Annotated in this window: 19 protein-coding genes and 1 tRNA gene; 10 read left to right on the forward strand and 10 right to left on the reverse strand. The window is 58.3% G+C overall.

The annotated features are described in order from the left end of the window. Positions 1-32: 32 nt before the first annotated feature. The 3 genes from PH605_RS08915 to PH605_RS08925 all read right to left on the reverse strand — a co-directional run bounded on the left by PH605_RS08915 (position 33) and on the right by PH605_RS08925 (position 2,724). Positions 33-1,145 carry an ABC transporter substrate-binding protein gene (locus PH605_RS08915; protein WP_185740822.1) on the reverse strand — a complete coding sequence of 371 codons (1,113 nt, stop codon included), beginning with the start codon at positions 1,143-1,145 and terminating at the stop codon, positions 33-35. Between the two features lie 298 nt (positions 1,146-1,443). Then, entirely contained in the window at positions 1,444-1,998 is a 555-nt protein-coding gene (locus PH605_RS08920; RefSeq protein WP_003521565.1) for a dual specificity protein phosphatase family protein, read from the reverse strand. Between the two features lie 138 nt (positions 1,999-2,136). Continuing rightward, positions 2,137-2,724, reverse strand: a complete 588-nt coding sequence (locus PH605_RS08925) for a YqaA family protein (protein WP_059752579.1) — start codon at positions 2,722-2,724, stop codon at positions 2,137-2,139. A gap of 511 nt (positions 2,725-3,235) precedes the next feature. Between PH605_RS08925 and PH605_RS08930 the strand changes: the two genes are divergently transcribed. Then, a complete protein-coding gene (locus PH605_RS08930) occupies positions 3,236-3,880 on the forward strand; it encodes an exopolysaccharide biosynthesis protein (protein ID WP_142844862.1) in 645 nt (214 codons plus the stop codon). A gap of 3 nt (positions 3,881-3,883) precedes the next feature. Here PH605_RS08930 and PH605_RS08935 read toward each other — a convergent pair whose 3' ends face one another. Beyond that, entirely contained in the window at positions 3,884-4,162 is a 279-nt protein-coding gene (locus PH605_RS08935; RefSeq protein ID WP_065654012.1) for a hypothetical protein, read from the reverse strand. 176 nt (positions 4,163-4,338) lie between these two features. Here PH605_RS08935 and PH605_RS08940 point away from each other — a divergent pair. After that, positions 4,339-4,413 (forward strand) — tRNA-Asn (locus PH605_RS08940). A gap of 102 nt (positions 4,414-4,515) precedes the next feature. Here PH605_RS08940 and PH605_RS08945 read toward each other — a convergent pair. Beyond that, entirely contained in the window at positions 4,516-4,905 is a 390-nt protein-coding gene (locus PH605_RS08945) for a DUF2934 domain-containing protein (protein WP_142844861.1), read from the reverse strand. Between the two features lie 170 nt (positions 4,906-5,075). Between PH605_RS08945 and PH605_RS08950 the strand changes: the two genes are divergently transcribed. Next, positions 5,076-5,315: a hypothetical protein gene (locus tag PH605_RS08950; protein WP_142844860.1), complete on the forward strand. Its 240-nt coding sequence runs from the start codon at positions 5,076-5,078 to the stop codon at positions 5,313-5,315. Between the two features lie 69 nt (positions 5,316-5,384). Here PH605_RS08950 and PH605_RS08955 read toward each other — a convergent pair whose 3' ends face one another. The 3 genes from PH605_RS08955 to PH605_RS08965 form a co-directional block, all read right to left on the reverse strand. After that, the gene (locus PH605_RS08955; protein WP_078054040.1) at positions 5,385-5,828 is read right to left on the reverse strand and encodes a TIGR02594 family protein; all 444 of its coding nucleotides are present in this window, start codon (positions 5,826-5,828) and stop codon (positions 5,385-5,387) included. A gap of 113 nt (positions 5,829-5,941) precedes the next feature. Next, positions 5,942-6,499 carry a methylated-DNA--[protein]-cysteine S-methyltransferase gene (locus PH605_RS08960; protein ID WP_125145989.1) on the reverse strand — a complete coding sequence of 186 codons (558 nt, stop codon included), beginning with the start codon at positions 6,497-6,499 and terminating at the stop codon, positions 5,942-5,944. Between the two features lie 135 nt (positions 6,500-6,634). Next, entirely contained in the window at positions 6,635-6,904 is a 270-nt protein-coding gene (locus PH605_RS08965; RefSeq protein ID WP_065654016.1) for a DUF982 domain-containing protein, read from the reverse strand. 189 nt (positions 6,905-7,093) lie between these two features. On the opposite strand from PH605_RS08965, the gene PH605_RS08970 reads away from it, so the two are divergent. The 4 genes from PH605_RS08970 (at position 7,094) to sseA (ending at position 11,881) form a co-directional block, all read left to right on the forward strand. Next, positions 7,094-8,533: a cryptochrome/photolyase family protein gene (locus tag PH605_RS08970; RefSeq protein WP_142844859.1), complete on the forward strand. Its 1,440-nt coding sequence runs from the start codon at positions 7,094-7,096 to the stop codon at positions 8,531-8,533. A gap of 122 nt (positions 8,534-8,655) precedes the next feature. Further along, entirely contained in the window at positions 8,656-9,693 is a 1,038-nt protein-coding gene (locus tag PH605_RS08975) for a cysteine synthase A (RefSeq protein WP_003521575.1), read from the forward strand. Between the two features lie 12 nt (positions 9,694-9,705). Further along, positions 9,706-10,443: an alanyl-tRNA editing protein gene (locus PH605_RS08980; protein WP_065654018.1), complete on the forward strand. Its 738-nt coding sequence runs from the start codon at positions 9,706-9,708 to the stop codon at positions 10,441-10,443. Positions 10,444-10,459: 16 nt separating this feature from the next. Next, positions 10,460-11,881 carry a 3-mercaptopyruvate sulfurtransferase gene (sseA, locus tag PH605_RS08985; protein WP_142844858.1) on the forward strand — a complete coding sequence of 474 codons (1,422 nt, stop codon included), beginning with the start codon at positions 10,460-10,462 and terminating at the stop codon, positions 11,879-11,881. A gap of 113 nt (positions 11,882-11,994) precedes the next feature. Here sseA and PH605_RS08990 read toward each other — a convergent pair whose 3' ends face one another. Beyond that, positions 11,995-12,639: a dihydrofolate reductase family protein gene (locus PH605_RS08990; protein WP_142844857.1), complete on the reverse strand. Its 645-nt coding sequence runs from the start codon at positions 12,637-12,639 to the stop codon at positions 11,995-11,997. Positions 12,640-12,693: 54 nt separating this feature from the next. Beyond that, positions 12,694-13,581, reverse strand: coding sequence for a DUF4344 domain-containing metallopeptidase (locus PH605_RS08995; RefSeq protein WP_142844856.1), 888 nt, complete (start codon positions 13,579-13,581; stop codon positions 12,694-12,696). A gap of 164 nt (positions 13,582-13,745) precedes the next feature. Between PH605_RS08995 and PH605_RS09000 the strand changes: the two genes are divergently transcribed. The 3 genes from PH605_RS09000 to PH605_RS09010 all read left to right on the forward strand — a co-directional run bounded on the left by PH605_RS09000 (position 13,746) and on the right by PH605_RS09010 (position 16,843). Continuing rightward, entirely contained in the window at positions 13,746-14,213 is a 468-nt protein-coding gene (locus PH605_RS09000; RefSeq protein ID WP_080856231.1) for a DUF1203 domain-containing protein, read from the forward strand. Between the two features lie 97 nt (positions 14,214-14,310). Continuing rightward, positions 14,311-14,646 carry a PilZ domain-containing protein gene (locus tag PH605_RS09005; protein WP_003502271.1) on the forward strand — a complete coding sequence of 112 codons (336 nt, stop codon included), beginning with the start codon at positions 14,311-14,313 and terminating at the stop codon, positions 14,644-14,646. A gap of 208 nt (positions 14,647-14,854) precedes the next feature. Continuing rightward, on the forward strand, positions 14,855-16,843 hold the full coding sequence (locus PH605_RS09010) for a bifunctional 2',3'-cyclic-nucleotide 2'-phosphodiesterase/3'-nucleotidase (RefSeq protein ID WP_059752563.1): 1,989 nt from the start codon (positions 14,855-14,857) through the stop codon (positions 16,841-16,843). Positions 16,844-16,862 lie beyond the last annotated feature (19 nt).

The raw sequence follows: 16,862 nt of genomic DNA on the forward strand, positions 1-16,862 counted from the left end.
AATATGCTTTTCCGCCGCCGGCGACAGAACCATCAATCCTTGACGGCGATGGCAAAGGTGCCTTCAGGCGTGACCGGGAGGTACTTCCTGTAATAGCCGAGATAGTTCGCGATCGGATCGACATCCTTGAACTGCTCGGGATAAAGCTGCTTGGCGATATATTGCACCATGGCGAAATCGGAGAGTGTGCGCGACGCGCCCTGATAGACACCGAACAGCTGCCCGTTCTTGATGGCCGGCACTTCACTCCAGCCCTGACGGGTTTCGAAGGCCTTGAGCTTTTCGCGGGCATCCGCGGCCTTCACCGCCTGCCCCATCGCCAGCGCTGCGGGGTTCTTGTTGTTTTCACGGCCGGAAATGAAGATGGCGTCGGGCTTCGAAGCCAGAACCTGCTCGGGATTGATCGGTCCCCACCACTCGACGAAAGGTGCTGCGATATTGTCGCCGCCAGCGGCGGTGGACATGGCGCCCCACATGTTCTTGCCATAGGTGAAGGAATATTCGGCCGGTCCCTTATTGCCGAATTCGACATAGACCTTCGGTTTCGGCTGACCGGATTTCGCCACCCGTTCGGCGACATCCTTCAGAGAACCGGCGTAGAATTCCGCAATTTCCTTGCCGCGCTGCTGCTGGCCGGTGAGTTCGCCGAAAAGCCGGGTGGAGGCGACGTGGCGCTCGACCGTCTGGGCGTTGTAGTCGACGACAACGACGGGAATGCCCTCTTCTTCCAGACGGTCGGCATCGAGACCGAGCGCCTTGTATTGCCAATCCGCCAGAATCACCAGATCGGGATTGAGGCTCAGAACTTTTTCGACCGAGAAGGTCTGGGCTTCGACTTCGCCGACATCGGCAATATCCGCAAGCGAGGCGCGGTGAGCGAGATGCATTTTCCAGTTGGCGGGAACCCAGCCTTCCCACGCTTCGCGGGAAATGCCGACGACGGAATCATAGGCCTTTTCGCCACCCACCGCCATGTAGTCCTCGAAATAGAAACCGAGAACGACGCGTTTTGCAGGAAGATCAACCTTCACCTCGCGTCCGATGACGTCGGTGATGGTCTTCTCTGCGGCAGTGGCGGAAGGTGCGATAAAGAAAACGGATAAGAACGATGCGGCAAGGCCGCCGATAAATGTTTTGCGGGTCATGATGCGATCCAGAAGTTGAAACAATGCCGCTCTATAAAAGGTGACACTACGAGTCAACTTAAATCGCTAGATCACATAAGTTGCTAATATAAAAATGAAAATTGTCATTTCCGGTAGATATGCATGTCGGAGAAATATTGCGCTGGGCGACGGCAATAGATGCTGCGCAGCCCGCGCCCTCAGCCGGCCAAGATCTCTGGGTTGCGCCCGTCCCGATAACCTACGTCATCGAGACAGGACGCAAGATCCCGTTCAGATCATTGAAGTGTGCCCTGTGGGGAATGCGCCCGAGCCGACTTCAGAACTCGTTGGAGGCGATGGCGAAATCGTCGACGACGGGCATCTTTTCCGCGTTCTCCCAGGTCCGGTCCATGGCGTAGGTTTCCGAGAGATAGGGAATGCCGATATGGCCGAAGCGGAAGGAAAGCTGGCTTTCCGCCTGTTCCTCATCAAGCTTTGCCACGCGGCTGAGATAGAGCGCGGTGGCGAGGCCTGTCCTGTCCGCACCGGCCTTGCAATGAATGAGAATGGGCTTAGGCGCATCGCGCATGATGGCGACCAGCTCGTTGACCCTGTTCATGTCAAGCTCCTGGCTTGCCGACATGCCGAAATCGATATGATTAAGTCCCAGTTCGCGGGCGGTTTCGACCTCATCGCGATACCAGGCCTTGGATTCGTTCGCACCGCGCAGATTGATGACCGTCCTGATACCATGGTCTTTGGTATAGCGGACGAGCTGCTCATTGCTCGGCTGGTTGGAGCGATAAAGCTGCCCCGCGACAACCTCGTGAAAATTGCCCAGGAGCTGAATGGCGTAGAGGTAACCGCCTGCGGCAAGCACAGCAATACCCATGCCCCAAAAGGAGCACTTCCAAAATCTTCGCATAATAAAACGGTTCCCTCATTCGACGAGAGAACCGATACAGACGGATTCTGACAGTAAGCTGAAAGTTATGCGACAGTATTGTAAGAGTAGAAAATTTGCGCTTGATCAACGCACGAAAACGTAAACCGCATAGACCGCGATGAGCGCGGCGGCGGCCGCCGCGGTGATGGCGCCGAGGCGTTTTTCGATGAAATGACGCACCGATTCCCCGTATTTCTGCAGCAATCCGGCAAGGATGAAAAAGCGTGCGCCGCGCGTGACGACGGCCGAAAGAATGAACAGGCCAAGGCTGATATTGGCCGCGCCGGACAGGATAGTCACGACCTTGATCGGCGGCAGATGCGCGAGCCCCGATGTCACCAGCAGGAGAACGATGGTTTCGTAGTCAACGGAGTTCTTCAGATGCTCGAAGCTGTCGAGCTTGCCGTAAAATTCGAGAATGGGCCGCGCGATGCTTTCAAAGGCATAGTGGCCGAGGAACCAGCCGGCGATGCCGCCAAGAACCGAGGCGACAGTTGCCACGAGCGCATAAAACATCGCCTTTTTCGGTCTGGCCAGCACCATGGGCAGGAAAAGCACATCGGCAGGCACAACGAAGATGGAGCTTTCCACGAAAGCCACGATTGCCAGCCACCACACGGCGGTTTTGCGCGCGGCGAGCGCCATCGTCCAGGCATAGATGTTTTTCAGCATGTCGTGTCCCCGGGGAAGAGTGTTGCGGAGTGAAGGCAGGCGGGAGCAAAGGCATATCGGCGGTGATTCATGCGGTTGCCGACGGGCCGGAGAGACCGGCCCCGAATGAGGATTAGAGACAACGCAAGAGAATGGCAAATGTTGGAAAATTTATTTTTGCATCGCAAAAAATCATAAAGACGAGCATTTCCAGCCCTCACCGCAAGCCGGTTGTTGCAATGCGAAATTTCAGCCTGTGGTAGATGAACTCGCCTTTTTGCTGTAGAATAAGAAGTGGAGGAAAGAGGAGGAAGTTATCATGGACTATGTAAACTTCGTTACATCGATCAATCCGGTCATACTTGTCATTCTGCTGGTGGTTCTTCTTGCAGGCGCCTACAGTAGCTGGGTTTCGCACTAATCCAAGCGAACCACGCGACCAAATGAGATGAGGCTCTTTTTCTATCGGCGATAGGCATCGGGACGGATGGATGTTATCAATCCCGGAGTTAAACAACTTCCGGGAAGCCGCATGACGAACGAATTCGCATTTACTGATACGTCTGAAAAGCTGAGCACGACGCTTGAGAAGCTGATAGGAAAGCTGCAGGGTCAGACGATCACGTTGCGCGAGTTGATGGAAGCGATCGGCGAACAGGGCCTTTTGCTCATCTGCGCAATCGCCTCTCTGCCCTTTCTCATCCCGGTTTCCATTCCCGGCGTCAGCACGGTCTTTGGTGCGGCGATCATTCTTGTCAGCCTGGCAATCACCCTCAACCGCCTGCCATGGCTGCCGGCAAAAATCCTCGACCGGCAGATGGAGACGGCAAAGCTCGTTCCCGCCCTTCAAAAAGGCGTCGCCATTGTCTCCAAGCTCGACGGTTTCATCCGCCCGCGCATTCCCGCGCTGACGACCGGCATCATCGCCAACCGCGTAAACGGACTTGCGCTGATGACGGCGGGCGTATTGCTGATGATGCCGCTCGGCTTCATTCCCTTCTCCAACACCCTTCCAGGCGTTGCGATCCTGCTTTTTTCGGCAGGGATGATTCAGAGGGATGGCGTCACCGTGCTCGGCGGCTACCTGTTTCTGGGGCTAACGGCGATTTATTTCGCAGCGCTCGCTTATGCGGCCTTCTGGGCCGGACAGGGCATCAGCAGTTCCATCGGCGCATAAGACCTATTGCCGGTCGCCCTTGCGGGTGTCGCGGCGGTTCTGCCGCGATGCCCACCAGACCGCCAGCCGTCGCCGCTGGCGGCGAACCGCCGGCAGATCGTGGGAAAGCACGACGAGACCAAGCGGAACCATCCAGAAGCCGAGCACGGGCAGGAAACCCAGCGTTCCGCCCACCACCAGCGCCGAGCCGGTCGCAATCCTGCCGACGCGCGAACGCGGCATGGCAAAGCTCCATTTTCCGACATGGAGGCGGTGCGTTCTGTGGTCGATACCGAATTTCATTCCATCCTGCCCTTTTGCATCTGGCCTGTGGATAATTTTTTCACCGGCGATAAGCCCGGAAAATCGGGACTCTGGATGGATAAAACAAGAGGAATGCGTTTTTTTTGAAAAAACCGCTTGGCAAATCGGAAAAGCATTTGTATTACCCCGCTCACACCGCGCCAAGCGGTGGACGTTCCCTGGTAGCTCAGCGGTAGAGCATTCGACTGTTAATCGACAGGTCGCCGGTTCGAATCCGGCCCGGGGAGCCATTTCTCTCAAAAACATGTTTTGAAGAGCGAAGTGCAGCTGCAATTCGCCCCATTCTTCTTGGGGGATTGTCGTGACTTCCCCATTATCCTACCGCCAAACGATCAGTTCTTCTTGACAGCCCTTTTCGTCGCCTTCGTGGCGTTGGTCAGCGCCGGAGGATCGCTTGCCGGAAAACTCTCCTCAAGGCTCTCGGTGAGATCGTCTTCCTTGTTCTTATCCGTAGATTTCCGCTCTTTCTCAAGCGATTTTACCGCGGGTGATTTGGCATTTGCCGGAGTTGCCTTTTTCGCTGGCGTCTTCTTCGCAGGCGCCTTCGCGACAGCAGACTTCTTCACGCCATCTCCGCTTTTGGCCTTCGCCGCTTCCGCATCTGCGGAAAGCTCCCGTTCCGCCTCGATCCAGTGTCGTTCATGGTGCCCGTCGGGTCTTCCTTCCCTCTCCCATATTGCGCGCGCTTTTTCACGGATTGCGGCTTCGCGGTCATGGCTCATAACGGACCTCCCTGTTTACGTTGCACGGGTTTTGATTGTGCCATTGAAAAAACAAAAAAAGCCAGAGTTAGTTCCGCTTTGACCTGCGACGAATGAGCATTTCCGCGAGAAACGGAACCGTCATCGGCCGCCGATCGTTTGACCTGCAGAAACCAGCAGGAGATCGCTTCATGACCACCCCGCAGAAGCCGAAAACCGAACCACTTGATATTGAGGACGACGATGTCGCGCGGTTTGAAACAGACAGCGAACTGAAAGCCAAAGAGGTCGAGATTTACCCGGACGAGAGCGTGAGCCTGCGTGCGCGCCGGCAGGCCGCAAGGCAGCACGAAGACGCCTTCATCGTCGCCACAGACCTTGAGGACGACGATCAGCGCGACGCAGCGCCTGGCACCAGAGAGCAGCCCTAGGCCCAAAGACGGAAAAGGCGGGTCAAAGCCCGCCTTTATCGAAAAATGCCGTCAAAAATGTCAGGAGATTTAGCGGCGGACCGAAACGATGGCCTTGCGGTTAAAGTTCGACACCTGCACCCGGCCGGACTGGTTGCCACCGAGGATCTGGGCAGTCTTGCCGCTCATGCTTTTCAAAATGCCGGCGTGGTAACCGCGGCCGTTGCGAATGACGACGACATCGCCGGGCTTCGCCTGACTGACTGGCACGGCATAACCGAAGGATGTCCAGGACTTCGCAAATCCATAGGATTTGGGAGATTGCCGGCCGGCCTTGCTGGCGACCGCATGCAGGAAAAGGCCGCACCATGGGGTGCTGCGGGGATTTGCGCCAAGAATGTTCTTGAGGCTCTTGTTGTTCTTGGACTCATGCAGCCCGGTGTATTTTTCTGCCTGGTTCAGCATGCCGGCAGAGGCCGATGCAATGACTGTAAAAGACAAGGCAACCGATAGAATTAACGCGGATACTCTCAAACGTCTCGCCCTTATGTTAGAGGGCGCCCGTGTATTGTGACAATTTAGCGACAATTTGACGAGAAATGGGCAGAAATCAGACGCCTATTCATGGGCGCTGATCTGTCATTGCTTCAAAACAGGCTGCCCTGCGCCTCATCGGTGCGGCTGCGGCCGGCATTTTCGAGATCCAGCATACGCAATTTGGTGGTGGTTCCGCCCGGTGCGGAGAAGCCTCCAAGCCTGCCGCCGGCGGCGAGAACCCGATGGCAGGGAATGATCAACGGCACCGGATTTTTCGCCATGGCCTGACCGACATCGCGGGCCTTTTCCATACCGAGGCCTAGCGTTTTTACGATGCCGCCATAGGTCGTCGTGTCGCCCCAGCCGATCTGCCGCGCAACGGCGTAAACATCGAGGAAAAAACGCTCTTGCCCGGCGAGATCGAGTTCAACGGCGGTAAAATCGATCTCCTCGCCGCCGAAATAACGGGTGATCATCGCAATCACCTCACGCATGCGTGTGTCGGGAACGGCGATGGAGGCGGATGGCAGGCGCTTCTGGAGAAGTTTTTCGGTCTCGCCGGCGTCAGAGCCGGGCAATTGCAAACGCACAATGCCCCGGCCTGCCCATGCAAGGCCGCAATGGCCGAGGGCTGTGGGAAAAACAATATAGCCGTAGTGGTTGCTCATTGCCGTCGCTCATCCGCATTTTTGCATGCACGATGCCATATCCCGCATTCGAAACAACCCGTTTCCTGCTCCTCAACAAACAAGGCCACCCGTTTTTTGCGGGTGGCCTTATACACATCAGTTCCGAAAATCCGTTCAGGACGCGATTTTGCCCGGCTCTTCCACAAGGCACCGTGCCTGCCGGCTGGCGGCAACGAAGGCCGTGCGGGCAATTTCCCCCGCCACGTCGCCCATCAGCGAGGCGCGGCACAGGCGCAGCGCCTGTTCATGCACCTTGTCGCCACGCTCAGGCCATTCGTGCTGGAGAAAATCGAAGGCTTCGTAAACGCCATTGAAAATACGGGGAGCACCGTTTTCAAGGGAGATGGTAACGGGCTTTTCCCACTTAACGTCATTCAGCAACATTGATTGCACTTCCATGCTCTATTAACCCGCGACAAACGCTGGCTCCTCCAGTTGGTTCCCTTTATCAGCGGTTTCAAGGGCGAAAAAAATAACCCTCGAAAAACCATGCCCTCCATCTTTCCATTCTAGCCGATTTGCGGAACAAAGCGTTTCAACACTCGTTCAAGCGGAAGTGAACCGGGTCCTTTCATGCCGACAACAGCCTCCCCCGCCATCGTCTGGTTCCGCAAGGACCTGCGCCTTTCGGACAACCTCGCTTTGCTTGCCGCCGTGGAGCATGGCGGCCCCGTCATCCCCGTCTATATCAGGGAAAAATCATGCGGCCCGCTGGGCGGCGCACAGGAATGGTGGCTTTACCACTCCCTCACGTCCCTTACCGCTGCACTGGAAAAAATCGGCAGCCGCCTCGTGCTTCTGAGCGGCGACGCCGGCGAGACATTGCGCCATCTGATATCCGAAACCGGTGCAGAGGCGGTATTCTGGAACCGCCGATACGATCCTGCCGGCATGGCGACGGACAAGGCGCTGAAACAGACGCTTCGGGATGACGGCCTGACGGTCCGCAGCTTTTCCGGCCATCTGCTGCATGAACCATCGAGGCTGCAGACGAAATCCGGCGGTCCATACCGGGTCTATACGCCTTTCTGGCGGGCGCTGGAGGGCGGCGAGGAGCCACATGCGCCGGCGGATGCGCCGAAGGGTCTCAAGGCGCCGAAGACGTGGCCAAAATCGGAAAAGCCTGGCGATTGGAAACTGTTACCCACCAAGCCCGACTGGGCGAAACACTTCAGCGACATCTGGTCTCCCGGCGAAGGCGGGGCGCGGGAGAAACTCGACGATTTCATCGATGGCGCTTTGAAGGGTTATGAAGAAGGCCGCGATTTTCCGGCAAAGCACGCCACCTCTCTGCTTTCGCCGCATCTGGCGTCCGGCGAAATATCGCCTTCTACCGTCTGGCACGCGACGAAGGGGCTTTCCCGCCATATCGCCTCCAACGATATCAGCCGTTTTCGCAAGGAAATCGTCTGGCGGGAATTCTGCTATCACCTGCTGTTTCATTTTCCCGAACTCGATGAAAAGAACTGGAACGACAGTTTCGACGCCTTCCGCTGGCGAGACGATGAAAAATCCTTCACGGCGTGGACCCGCGGGATGACGGGATATCCGATCGTCGATGCCGGCATGCGGCAATTGTGGAAACACGGCACCATGCACAACCGGGTGCGCATGATCGTAGCCTCCTTCCTCATCAAACATCTGCTGATCGACTGGCGGAAGGGTGAGAAATGGTTCCGCGACACGCTTGTCGATGCGGACCCGGCCTCCAACGCAGCCAACTGGCAATGGGTGGCGGGATCAGGCGCGGACGCCTCGCCGTTTTTCCGCATCTTCAACCCCATATTGCAGGGCGAAAAATTCGACTCCGATGGCGATTATGTGCGCCATTTCGTGCCGGAGCTGGAAAAGCTTGAGCGAAAATACATCCACAAGCCGTTCGAAGCGCCGAAAGAGGCCTTGAAGAAGGCGGGCATCGAACTTGGCAAGACCTATCCGCTACCGATTGTCGACCATGGAAAAGCGCGGGAAAGAGCGCTTGCGGCCTATGCCGACGTCAAGAAGAACGCATAAAATTGGGTATCGGCAAAATTTTGCGTGGCTAAGCCAAAGCCGGGAAGATAATTTCTTGCCTTGAAGCGGTTGTAACGGGACATAACGGCACCTAATTTCCGCTCAGACAAGAAGGCTCAATCATGACCATTCACTCCTCTGCGCTCAGTGCTATCGGCAACACGCCGCTCATCCGTCTGAAAGCCGCCTCTGAAGCGACGGGGTGTGAAATCCTCGGCAAGGCGGAATTCCTCAATCCCGGGCAATCGGTGAAGGATCGCGCCGCACTCTACATTATCCGCGATGCCGAGCGGCGCGGTCAGCTGCGACCGGGCGGCACCATTGTGGAGGGTACTGCGGGCAATACCGGCATCGGTCTGTCGCTGGTCGCCAATGCGCTGGGTTACAAGACGGTCATCGTCATTCCCGAAACGCAGAGCCAGGAAAAGAAGGACGCGCTGAAGCTTCTCGGCGCCAAGCTGGTCGAGGTTCCGGCCGCCCCCTATTCCAACCCGAACAATTACGTGAAGGTTTCGGGCCGGCTGGCAAAACAGCTTGCCGCAACCGATGAAAACGGCGCGATCTGGGCCAACCAGTTCGACAACATCGCCAACCGTCAGGCCCATATCGAAACGACGGCCCCCGAAATCTGGGACCAGACGGACGGCAAGGTCGATGGCTTCATCTGCTCGGTCGGTTCCGGCGGAACGCTTGCGGGCGTGGCCGATGGCCTGCGCGACTTCAACCCCGACATCAAGATCGGCCTTGCCGATCCCGAGGGTGCGGCTCTCTATGAATTTTACAAGCACGGCGTGCTGAAATCCGAAGGCTCGTCCATCACCGAAGGCATCGGACAGGGGCGCATCACCGCCAATCTGGAAGGGTTTACGCCTGACTTCTCCTATCGCATTTCGGATGCCGAAGCGCTGCCGGTGCTGTTCGATCTGGTGACGAAGGAAGGGCTTTGCCTTGGCGGCTCCTCCGGCATCAACATTGCCGGCGCAATCCGCCTTGCCCGCGAGCTCGGTCCGGGGCATACAATCGTGACGATACTGTGCGACTACGGCAATCGTTATCAGTCGAAGCTTTTCAATCCGGATTTCCTGCGTTCCAAGGGACTTCCGATCCCACAGTGGCTGGCGACGAAAAGCGAGATTGCGGTTCCGTACGAAACCGTTTGAGGACATGCCGAAATGCCTGTGAATGCCCTGTTCCGTGACGATTTTTATCTTTCCACCGCAGAAGCGATCGTCACGGCGGTGCATGAGGATGGCGGCATAGAGCTGGACCAGACATGCTTTTATGCCACCTCCGGCGGCCAACCGGGCGATAGCGGCTTTCTCGAGCGGGCCGATGGTTCGCGCATCGAACTCGGTATCACCAAAAACGGCGCCGACAAGAGCGTGATCATCCATGTGCCGCTCGAAGGCCAGCCTTCTCCTGAAGTCGGCGAAAAACTCACCCTGCATGTGGACTGGCCGCGTCGCTACAAGCTGATGCGGATGCACACCGCCTGCCATCTGCTCTCCGTCGTGTGCCAATGGCCGATCACCGGAGCCGCCGTCGGCGAGGATGAATCGCGTGTCGATTTCGACATGTCCGAGACCATCGACAAGGACGAAGTCACGGCAAAGCTTATGGAGCTGGTGAAAGCCAACCATCCCGTCTTCCTGCAATGGATCACCGACGAGGAGCTGCAGGCCAATCCGGGCATCGTCAAATCCAAGAATGTGCGCCCGCCAATGGGCCTTGGCCGGGTCAGCCTCGTCTGCATCGGCGAAAACTCCAGCATCGACAGCCAGCCCTGCGGCGGTACCCATGTTTCCGAAACGCAGGAAGTAGGCGATATTCACATTGCCAAGATAGAAAAGAAGGGCAAGGAGAACAGGCGGTTCCGCATTCGTTTCGGCGCGCCTGAAGCTGTTGCCTGAGATTGGGAGAAACATCGTGAGCACGGATAAGAGCCGTTTCGTCGTTTCGGCGGACTGGGTGGAAAAACAGCTCGGCACGGCCGGGTTTCGTGTCGTTGATGCCTCCTGGTATCTGCCGGCGCACAAGCGCAACGGTGCGGAAGAATATGCGGCGGGTCACCTGCCCGGTGCGGTATTCTTCGATCAGGACAAGATCGCCGATCATACCACCGGCCTGCCGCATTCCCTGCCCTCGCCGGAATTCTTCGCGGAGCAGGCCGGTGCGCTTGGCCTCAGCGACACCGATACGATCGTGGTCTATGACGGCCCCGGCTTCTTTTCCGCGCCACGCGTATGGTGGATGCTGCGGGTGATGGGCGTGCGCAAGGCCTATGTGCTGGATGGCGGCCTCGATGGCTGGAAACGCGAAGGCCGGCCGCTCGAAACCGGTACGCCGGAAATCGAGCCGGCAACCTTTACGCCTGATTTCAACGAGAAGCGCGTAACCTCGCTTGACGCCATGCGCGGCATTGTCGACAGCGGCGAAAAACAGATTGCCGACGCCCGTGGCGCCGGACGCTTTACCGGCGACGAGGCCGAGCCGCGTGCTGGCATGCGCTCCGGCCACATGCCCGGCGCGCGCAGCCTGCCCGCGACAGCCTTTTCCGAAAACGGCCACTTCAAGGACCTCACCGCCATCCGCAAGATGGTGACCGATGCCGGCATCGATCTTTCGAAGCCCGTCGTCACCAGTTGCGGCTCGGGCGTCACCGCCGCCGTTATTACGCTTGCGCTGGAATCGCTCGGCCACAAGGATAATTCGCTTTACGACGGCTCATGGTCGGAATGGGGCGGATTGCAGGATACGCCGGTGGTTACCGGTCCGGCAGACGCAATCCCCACATTGTCGCACGGACCGCTGAAGGCGCATGTGACGCAGCTGGAAATGACGGCTCCGCCCAAGGTCAGCCTGCCGATCCCGGTCAACATCCAGACGGCGCTGATGCGGGTCAACAATATTCCCCTGCATTTCTACCGCTATCTCTACTGGCGGGTGGGGAAACGCTGGCACTGGCAAAAGCGCATGCGCATGAGCGATGCGGAGCTTTCCTCCATTCTGCGCGATCCGAAAAACAGCGTTACGGTTCTTTATATGAACGGTGCGCCCGCCGGTTTCTTCGAACTGAACAAGGCGAGCGACGAGGTGACCGAGCTTTCCTATTTCGGGCTGCTCGAAGAGGCGATCGGTGCAGGCGTCGGCAAGTGGTTCCTGTTGCAGGCGCTTTACGCCGCCTGGCAGGACAATCCGCAACGGGTGACGGTGACCACCAACACGCTCGACCATCCGCGCGCGCTGCAGCTTTACCAGATGATGGGCTTTTCGCCCGTCGGCACCTATGAGGCCTGGGTGGAGCCGCTTGCCGATACCGAGCTTCTGGAGATATCGCTGCGCAACTGAGTAGCGCCCTTGAGAGCAACGCGTGCCATTCTCCGATAAGAAGTGCGTGAGGGAAATGTCAGCGCAGGAACCGCTGCGCAATGTTGGTGGGGACACCTCTAACGGCGCAGCATTCATGCCCTGTCGATAATCAGATGGGTAGCGCCCTCGCCCGCCACGGTCCCGGTACAGCGGTAGCCGAGCGCGGGCAGGTCCATCCCTTCGAACAAATGTTCACCCTTGCCGAGAAAAACCGGCGCCAGCGCCAGATGCAGCTCATCGATCATGCCCGCCGCCATATATTGCCGGATGGTGGAAACGCCGCCGCCGATGCGGACATCCCTTCCATTTGCCGCCTTCAGCGCCATATCGAGCGCCGCCTCGATACCGTCGGTCACGAAATGAAATACGGTGCCGCCCTTCATCTCGAAGGACGGGCGCGCATGGTGCGTCAGGACGAAAACTGGAACGTGATATGGCGGCTCTTCGCCCCACCAGCCCTTCCAGTTTTCATCCGGCCATGCGCCGCGCACCGGCCCGAACATGTTGCGCCCCAAAATCCAGGCACCGATATTTTCGAAGCTCTTTTCGGAAAAATCCTCGTCCGTCCCGGTCGAGCCGCCGTCCTTGCCGAACATGCGATGAAAGGTGCGGGTCTTGAAAGCCCATTGGTGCAGCTCTTCGCCGTTCACACCCAGCGGGTTCTGCAGGCTCTGGTCTGGGCCCGCGCCGTATCCGTCAAGCGAGATGGCGAAATTGCGAACGACAACCTTTGGCACGGCACTCTCCTCCCATATCGGGAAGCCAGATTGCCAGCGTTCGGCAATCCGGCTTCAGATTTCCCGTTCCAGATTAGCGGCGGCCGTCGGGATTTGCCCGCCGGCAGCGCCCTTGTCTTCCGTGACGGTGTTTAACAGGTGATCGGCAATCAGTTCCGCCTGGAACTTGCCGAGTTCATAGCAATAGGTGATCTCGCGCTTTTCCGCCGACCAGTAGACGTCGGGACGGCCGCAGGACTTGGCCGTCAGCTTGACGTCCCCCTTCAAGCCATAGCCGCTAAAACTGCGGCTGATGAGATCGAGAACCTTCGATTCCTTGATCATGATGGCGTAGGGCTCAAGCTCCGGGTCGCGCGGCGGCACGTAGCTGACGGAGAATCTGGAAGGGGTCTGGCTGCGGTGGGGGCTCAGAAAATTCTCCCAGGCCGAAGCAACGCCCGGATAGGCGGCGGCGCATTTGTCGAATTCGGCATTGTTGAGCCCCATCATGGCGGCCAGATCGCCATAACCGTCCTTGTCACGGCCGACCATCAGGCAGGCCATGTTGCGATCTCGGCTCTTGTCGGGCACCAGCGCGGAGAAGACCGGGGCTTCATGCTCAGGCAAGGTCTCCGCCTCACGCGCCAGATACCAGCTGTCCGTGGCATTGACGAGCGCGGTGTCGAGCCATTCCTCGTTGGCCTGGAGGATGAGCGTGCCAGCCAGTTGATCGGCCGGCGCCTGCACACTTGCCGTGTCCGCCGTTCCGAAATCCGAGATCAGCATGCGCGCACCCTCGTGATAAAGCGAGAAGATCGCATTGCCGATAACGAAATTGACCGCCTGCTGAAGCTGTTCGTCGGACAGGCCATCGAGTCCGGAAGCGACCTGCGCCTCGGCCTCAAACGGAGCCGTCAACGAAACGAAAGCCAGCGGAACGGCGGCCAGAAAACGACGGAACATAAAATCAGACCTTCCGGGAACGAGGAGCGTCACTGATTCCCGAAGCTAACGAGTCACGCAATGGGCTGGTTGCATCGCCTGTCAAGAATCGGGTGGATAGTGATCCGTTTCGGGACCATAGCTGCAAAGAAGCAACGCCGAACCCAACCCAGGAGGTCTCCGTCATGACCGATCTCGTTTTCACTGCAATGCCGGCTAAGGAAGCCGAAGCCTACCGGGCGGGAGCCGCCGACGCCTATGGCAATCCGCCGGAGAGAGCCGTTTCTCCCGGCGGCATGCCCTGCCGCCACTGCCTTTCCCAGATCGGGGAAGGCGAAGAGATGTTGATCCTCGCCTATCGGCCCTTTCCCTCGCTGCAGCCCTATGCGGAAACGGGCCCGGTGTTTCTGCATGCCGACGCCTGTGAGCGCTACCCGCAGACGCAGGCCATTCCGCCGATGCTGGACAGTCCGGATTATATCGTGCGCGGTTATGGAGCCGATGACCGCATCGTCTACGGCACCGGCGCGGTGACGGCGACAGACGAGATCGTTTCGCGCGCGCGGCACCTTCTGGAGCGCGCGGATGTCGCTTATGTACATGTGCGCTCAGCCCGCAATAATTGCTATCAGTGCCGTATCGACACAGCATAATCGGCAATTACATGCAATTTTAAGAGAAGAACTAAACGGCTCTCAAGTTTTTCGCGCCATGATGCAGGTATCGGAAACAATTGATTTGAGCAGCAAAATGACAAACAACCTTAATATGGCGACCCGGACCGCGCCCCGCAGCAAGACCAGGATTTTTGCGACCGTGCATTATTTCAGCCAGTCGACCAGAGGGCGTGTGGTCGATCTTTCCGCCACCGGAATGGCGCTCGAGCTGGATGGACCTTTCGCCGCCGCCAAGGGCAGCCGGGTCAAGGTGCAGAGTGAGGATCTGGGCTTCATCGAGGGCGTCGTGCAATGGCAGCACATGAACCGCCTCGGCCTGCAGCTCAAGCTTTCCACCAACACGCTGGCGCAGCTCTCCTCCTATTTCCGCTTCTTCCACGAAGAAGTGAAACCGACGCTGGCCCGCTGATCTAAAGCGCAGCAATGCAAAGAACGTAGGATGCGCATTCTCCGGTGCGGCGACACCTGCGCCGCACGCCCGTGATAAAAAATTTATCAAACGGTTGAAAACCGCCCCATCTGTCACGGGCCTGTCATTTTGGTGATGGACTCCTCTGCGATTGCTTCTACCCTGTCATTTTTTCAAGACAGAGCAAGCTTCATCCGAAGGAGTTCCCATGTCGTCGCTTCTCGCTCTCCATCCCATTACCCGGCGTTCGCTTCTGGGCGGCATCGCAGCCTCCTCGGCGCTGGTGATGCTGCACCCTTTTGCTGCGCGTGCGGCGGCCAACCAGGCGCATCTGCGTATCATGGAAACTACCGATATCCATGTTCACGTCTTTCCCTATGATTATTACGCCGACAAGCCGAACGACACGATGGGACTGGCGCGCACGGCCTCGATCATAGACACCATCCGCGCCGAAGCCGGAAACTCGATGCTGGTGGACAATGGCGACTTCCTGCAGGGCAACCCGCTCGGCGACTATATCGCCTATGAGCGCGGCATGAAGGCCGGCGACAAGCACCCCGTGATCAACGCCATGAACGTGCTGGGTTACGATTGCGGCACGCTCGGCAACCACGAATTCAATTACGGTCTCGACTATATGTCGAACACGCTGGCGGGTGCGGGTTTCCCTTACGTCTGCGCCAACCTCACCAAGGGCCAGCTTGCTTCCGATCCGAAGAACGACGAGCTGTTTTTCAAGCCCTATGTCATTCTGGAGAAGCAGATCCGCGACGGCGGCGGCGTGACGAGCCCGGTCAAGGTCGGCATCATCGGCTTCGTGCCGCCGCAGATCATGATGTGGGATTCCAAGAACCTCGAGGGCAAGGCGCAGACGCGCGATATCGTCGAGGCGGCGAAAGCCTGGGTTCCGGTCATGAAGGAGGAAGGTGCGGATATCGTCATCGCCCTTTCCCATTCCGGTATCGACGGTAAGGGCCAGACCGAGCGCATGGAAAACGCCTCGCTTTATCTGGCGGGTGTCGAAGGCATCGACGCGATCTTCACCGGCCACCAGCATCTGGTCTTCCCCGGTCCGAAGACCTGGGACGGCATTGAGGGTGCGGATGCCGTCAAGGGCACGCTGATGGGCAAGCCGGCGGTAATGGCCGGTTTCTGGGGCTCGCATATGGGCCTTATCGACCTGCTGCTCGAAAAGGACGGCAAGAGCTGGAAGATCGTCGACTTCACCTCCGAAGCCCGGCCGATCTACCACCGCGACGAAAACCGCAAGGTCGTCGCTGATTTCACGGACAAGGCGGAAGTCCTCGCCGCCGCCAAGGCCGATCACGAGGCGGCCCTTGCCTATGTGCGCCGTCCCGTCGGCAAGACCTCCGCGCCGCTCTATTCCTATTTCGCGCTGGTGGCCGACGATCCTTCCGTACAGATCGTCTCCAATGCCCAGACCTGGTACATCAAGGACATGCTGAAGGAAGGGCAATACAAGGATCTGCCCGTGCTTTCGGCGGCAGCCCCCTTCAAGTCCGGCGGTCGCGGCGGTGCGGATTATTATACCGATGTCCCCGCCGGTGACATCGCCATCAAGAACGTCGCCGATCTTTACCTCTACCCCAACACGGTGCAGGCGGTGCTGATCAACGGCGCGCAGGTGAAGAACTGGCTGGAAATGTCGGCCGGCATGTTCAACACTGTCGAGGCCGGCGCAAAGGATGCGCCGCTGCTGAATGCGGATTTCCCGTCCTATAATTTCGATGTCATCGACGGCGTGACCTATCAGATCGACATTTCCAAACCGGCGAAATTCGACAAGGACGGCAAGGCGGTCAACCCGGACAGCAACCGCATCGTCAATCTGCAATTTGAAGGCAAGCCGATCGATCCCGAGCAGAAATTCGTGGTGGCGACCAATAATTACCGGGCCAGCGGCGGCGGCAAATTCCCCGATATCGCCGGCGACAAGGTGATCTTCGTGGCCCCCGACACCAACCGCGACGTGATCGTGCGCTATATCATCGATCAGGGCACCATCAACCCGTCTGCGGATGCAAACTGGTCCTTCGCACCGGTGGCCGATACCACGGCGATCTTCGAGACCGGCCCCAAGGGCCGCCACTACGCGGCCGATATCAAGGGCGCAAAGATCGAGGATGCCGGGGACGGCGCGGAAGGTTTCGCGAAGTTCCGTCTGGTTCTTTGAGGGCTGCGGCCTTTCGGCT

Source organism: Agrobacterium sp. CFBP 3001 (genome assembly GCF_027871605.1).
GTDB classification, from domain to species: domain Bacteria; phylum Pseudomonadota; class Alphaproteobacteria; order Rhizobiales; family Rhizobiaceae; genus Agrobacterium; species Agrobacterium leguminum.

Excerpts from the sequence above, each read along its gene's own strand:
- PH605_RS08915 (WP_185740822.1), bottom strand. The coding sequence starts at position 1,145 with ATGACCCGCAAAACATTTATCGGCGGCCTTGCCGCATCGTTCTTATCC.
- PH605_RS08920 (WP_003521565.1), bottom strand. The coding sequence starts at position 1,998 with ATGGGTATTGCTGTGCTTGCCGCAGGCGGTTACCTCTACGCCATTCAG.
- PH605_RS08925 (WP_059752579.1), bottom strand. The coding sequence starts at position 2,724 with ATGCTGAAAAACATCTATGCCTGGACGATGGCGCTCGCCGCGCGCAAA.
- PH605_RS08930 (WP_142844862.1), top strand. The coding sequence starts at position 3,236 with ATGACGAACGAATTCGCATTTACTGATACGTCTGAAAAGCTGAGCACG.
- PH605_RS08935 (WP_065654012.1), bottom strand. The coding sequence starts at position 4,162 with ATGAAATTCGGTATCGACCACAGAACGCACCGCCTCCATGTCGGAAAA.
- PH605_RS08945 (WP_142844861.1), bottom strand. The coding sequence starts at position 4,905 with ATGAGCCATGACCGCGAAGCCGCAATCCGTGAAAAAGCGCGCGCAATA.
- PH605_RS08950 (WP_142844860.1), top strand. The coding sequence starts at position 5,076 with ATGACCACCCCGCAGAAGCCGAAAACCGAACCACTTGATATTGAGGAC.
- PH605_RS08960 (WP_125145989.1), bottom strand. The coding sequence starts at position 6,499 with ATGAGCAACCACTACGGCTATATTGTTTTTCCCACAGCCCTCGGCCAT.
- PH605_RS08965 (WP_065654016.1), bottom strand. The coding sequence starts at position 6,904 with ATGTTGCTGAATGACGTTAAGTGGGAAAAGCCCGTTACCATCTCCCTT.
- PH605_RS08970 (WP_142844859.1), top strand. The coding sequence starts at position 7,094 with ATGCCGACAACAGCCTCCCCCGCCATCGTCTGGTTCCGCAAGGACCTG.
- PH605_RS08975 (WP_003521575.1), top strand. The coding sequence starts at position 8,656 with ATGACCATTCACTCCTCTGCGCTCAGTGCTATCGGCAACACGCCGCTC.
- PH605_RS08980 (WP_065654018.1), top strand. The coding sequence starts at position 9,706 with ATGCCTGTGAATGCCCTGTTCCGTGACGATTTTTATCTTTCCACCGCA.
- PH605_RS08995 (WP_142844856.1), bottom strand. The coding sequence starts at position 13,581 with ATGTTCCGTCGTTTTCTGGCCGCCGTTCCGCTGGCTTTCGTTTCGTTG.
- PH605_RS09000 (WP_080856231.1), top strand. The coding sequence starts at position 13,746 with ATGACCGATCTCGTTTTCACTGCAATGCCGGCTAAGGAAGCCGAAGCC.
- PH605_RS09005 (WP_003502271.1), top strand. The coding sequence starts at position 14,311 with ATGACAAACAACCTTAATATGGCGACCCGGACCGCGCCCCGCAGCAAG.
- PH605_RS09010 (WP_059752563.1), top strand. The coding sequence starts at position 14,855 with ATGTCGTCGCTTCTCGCTCTCCATCCCATTACCCGGCGTTCGCTTCTG.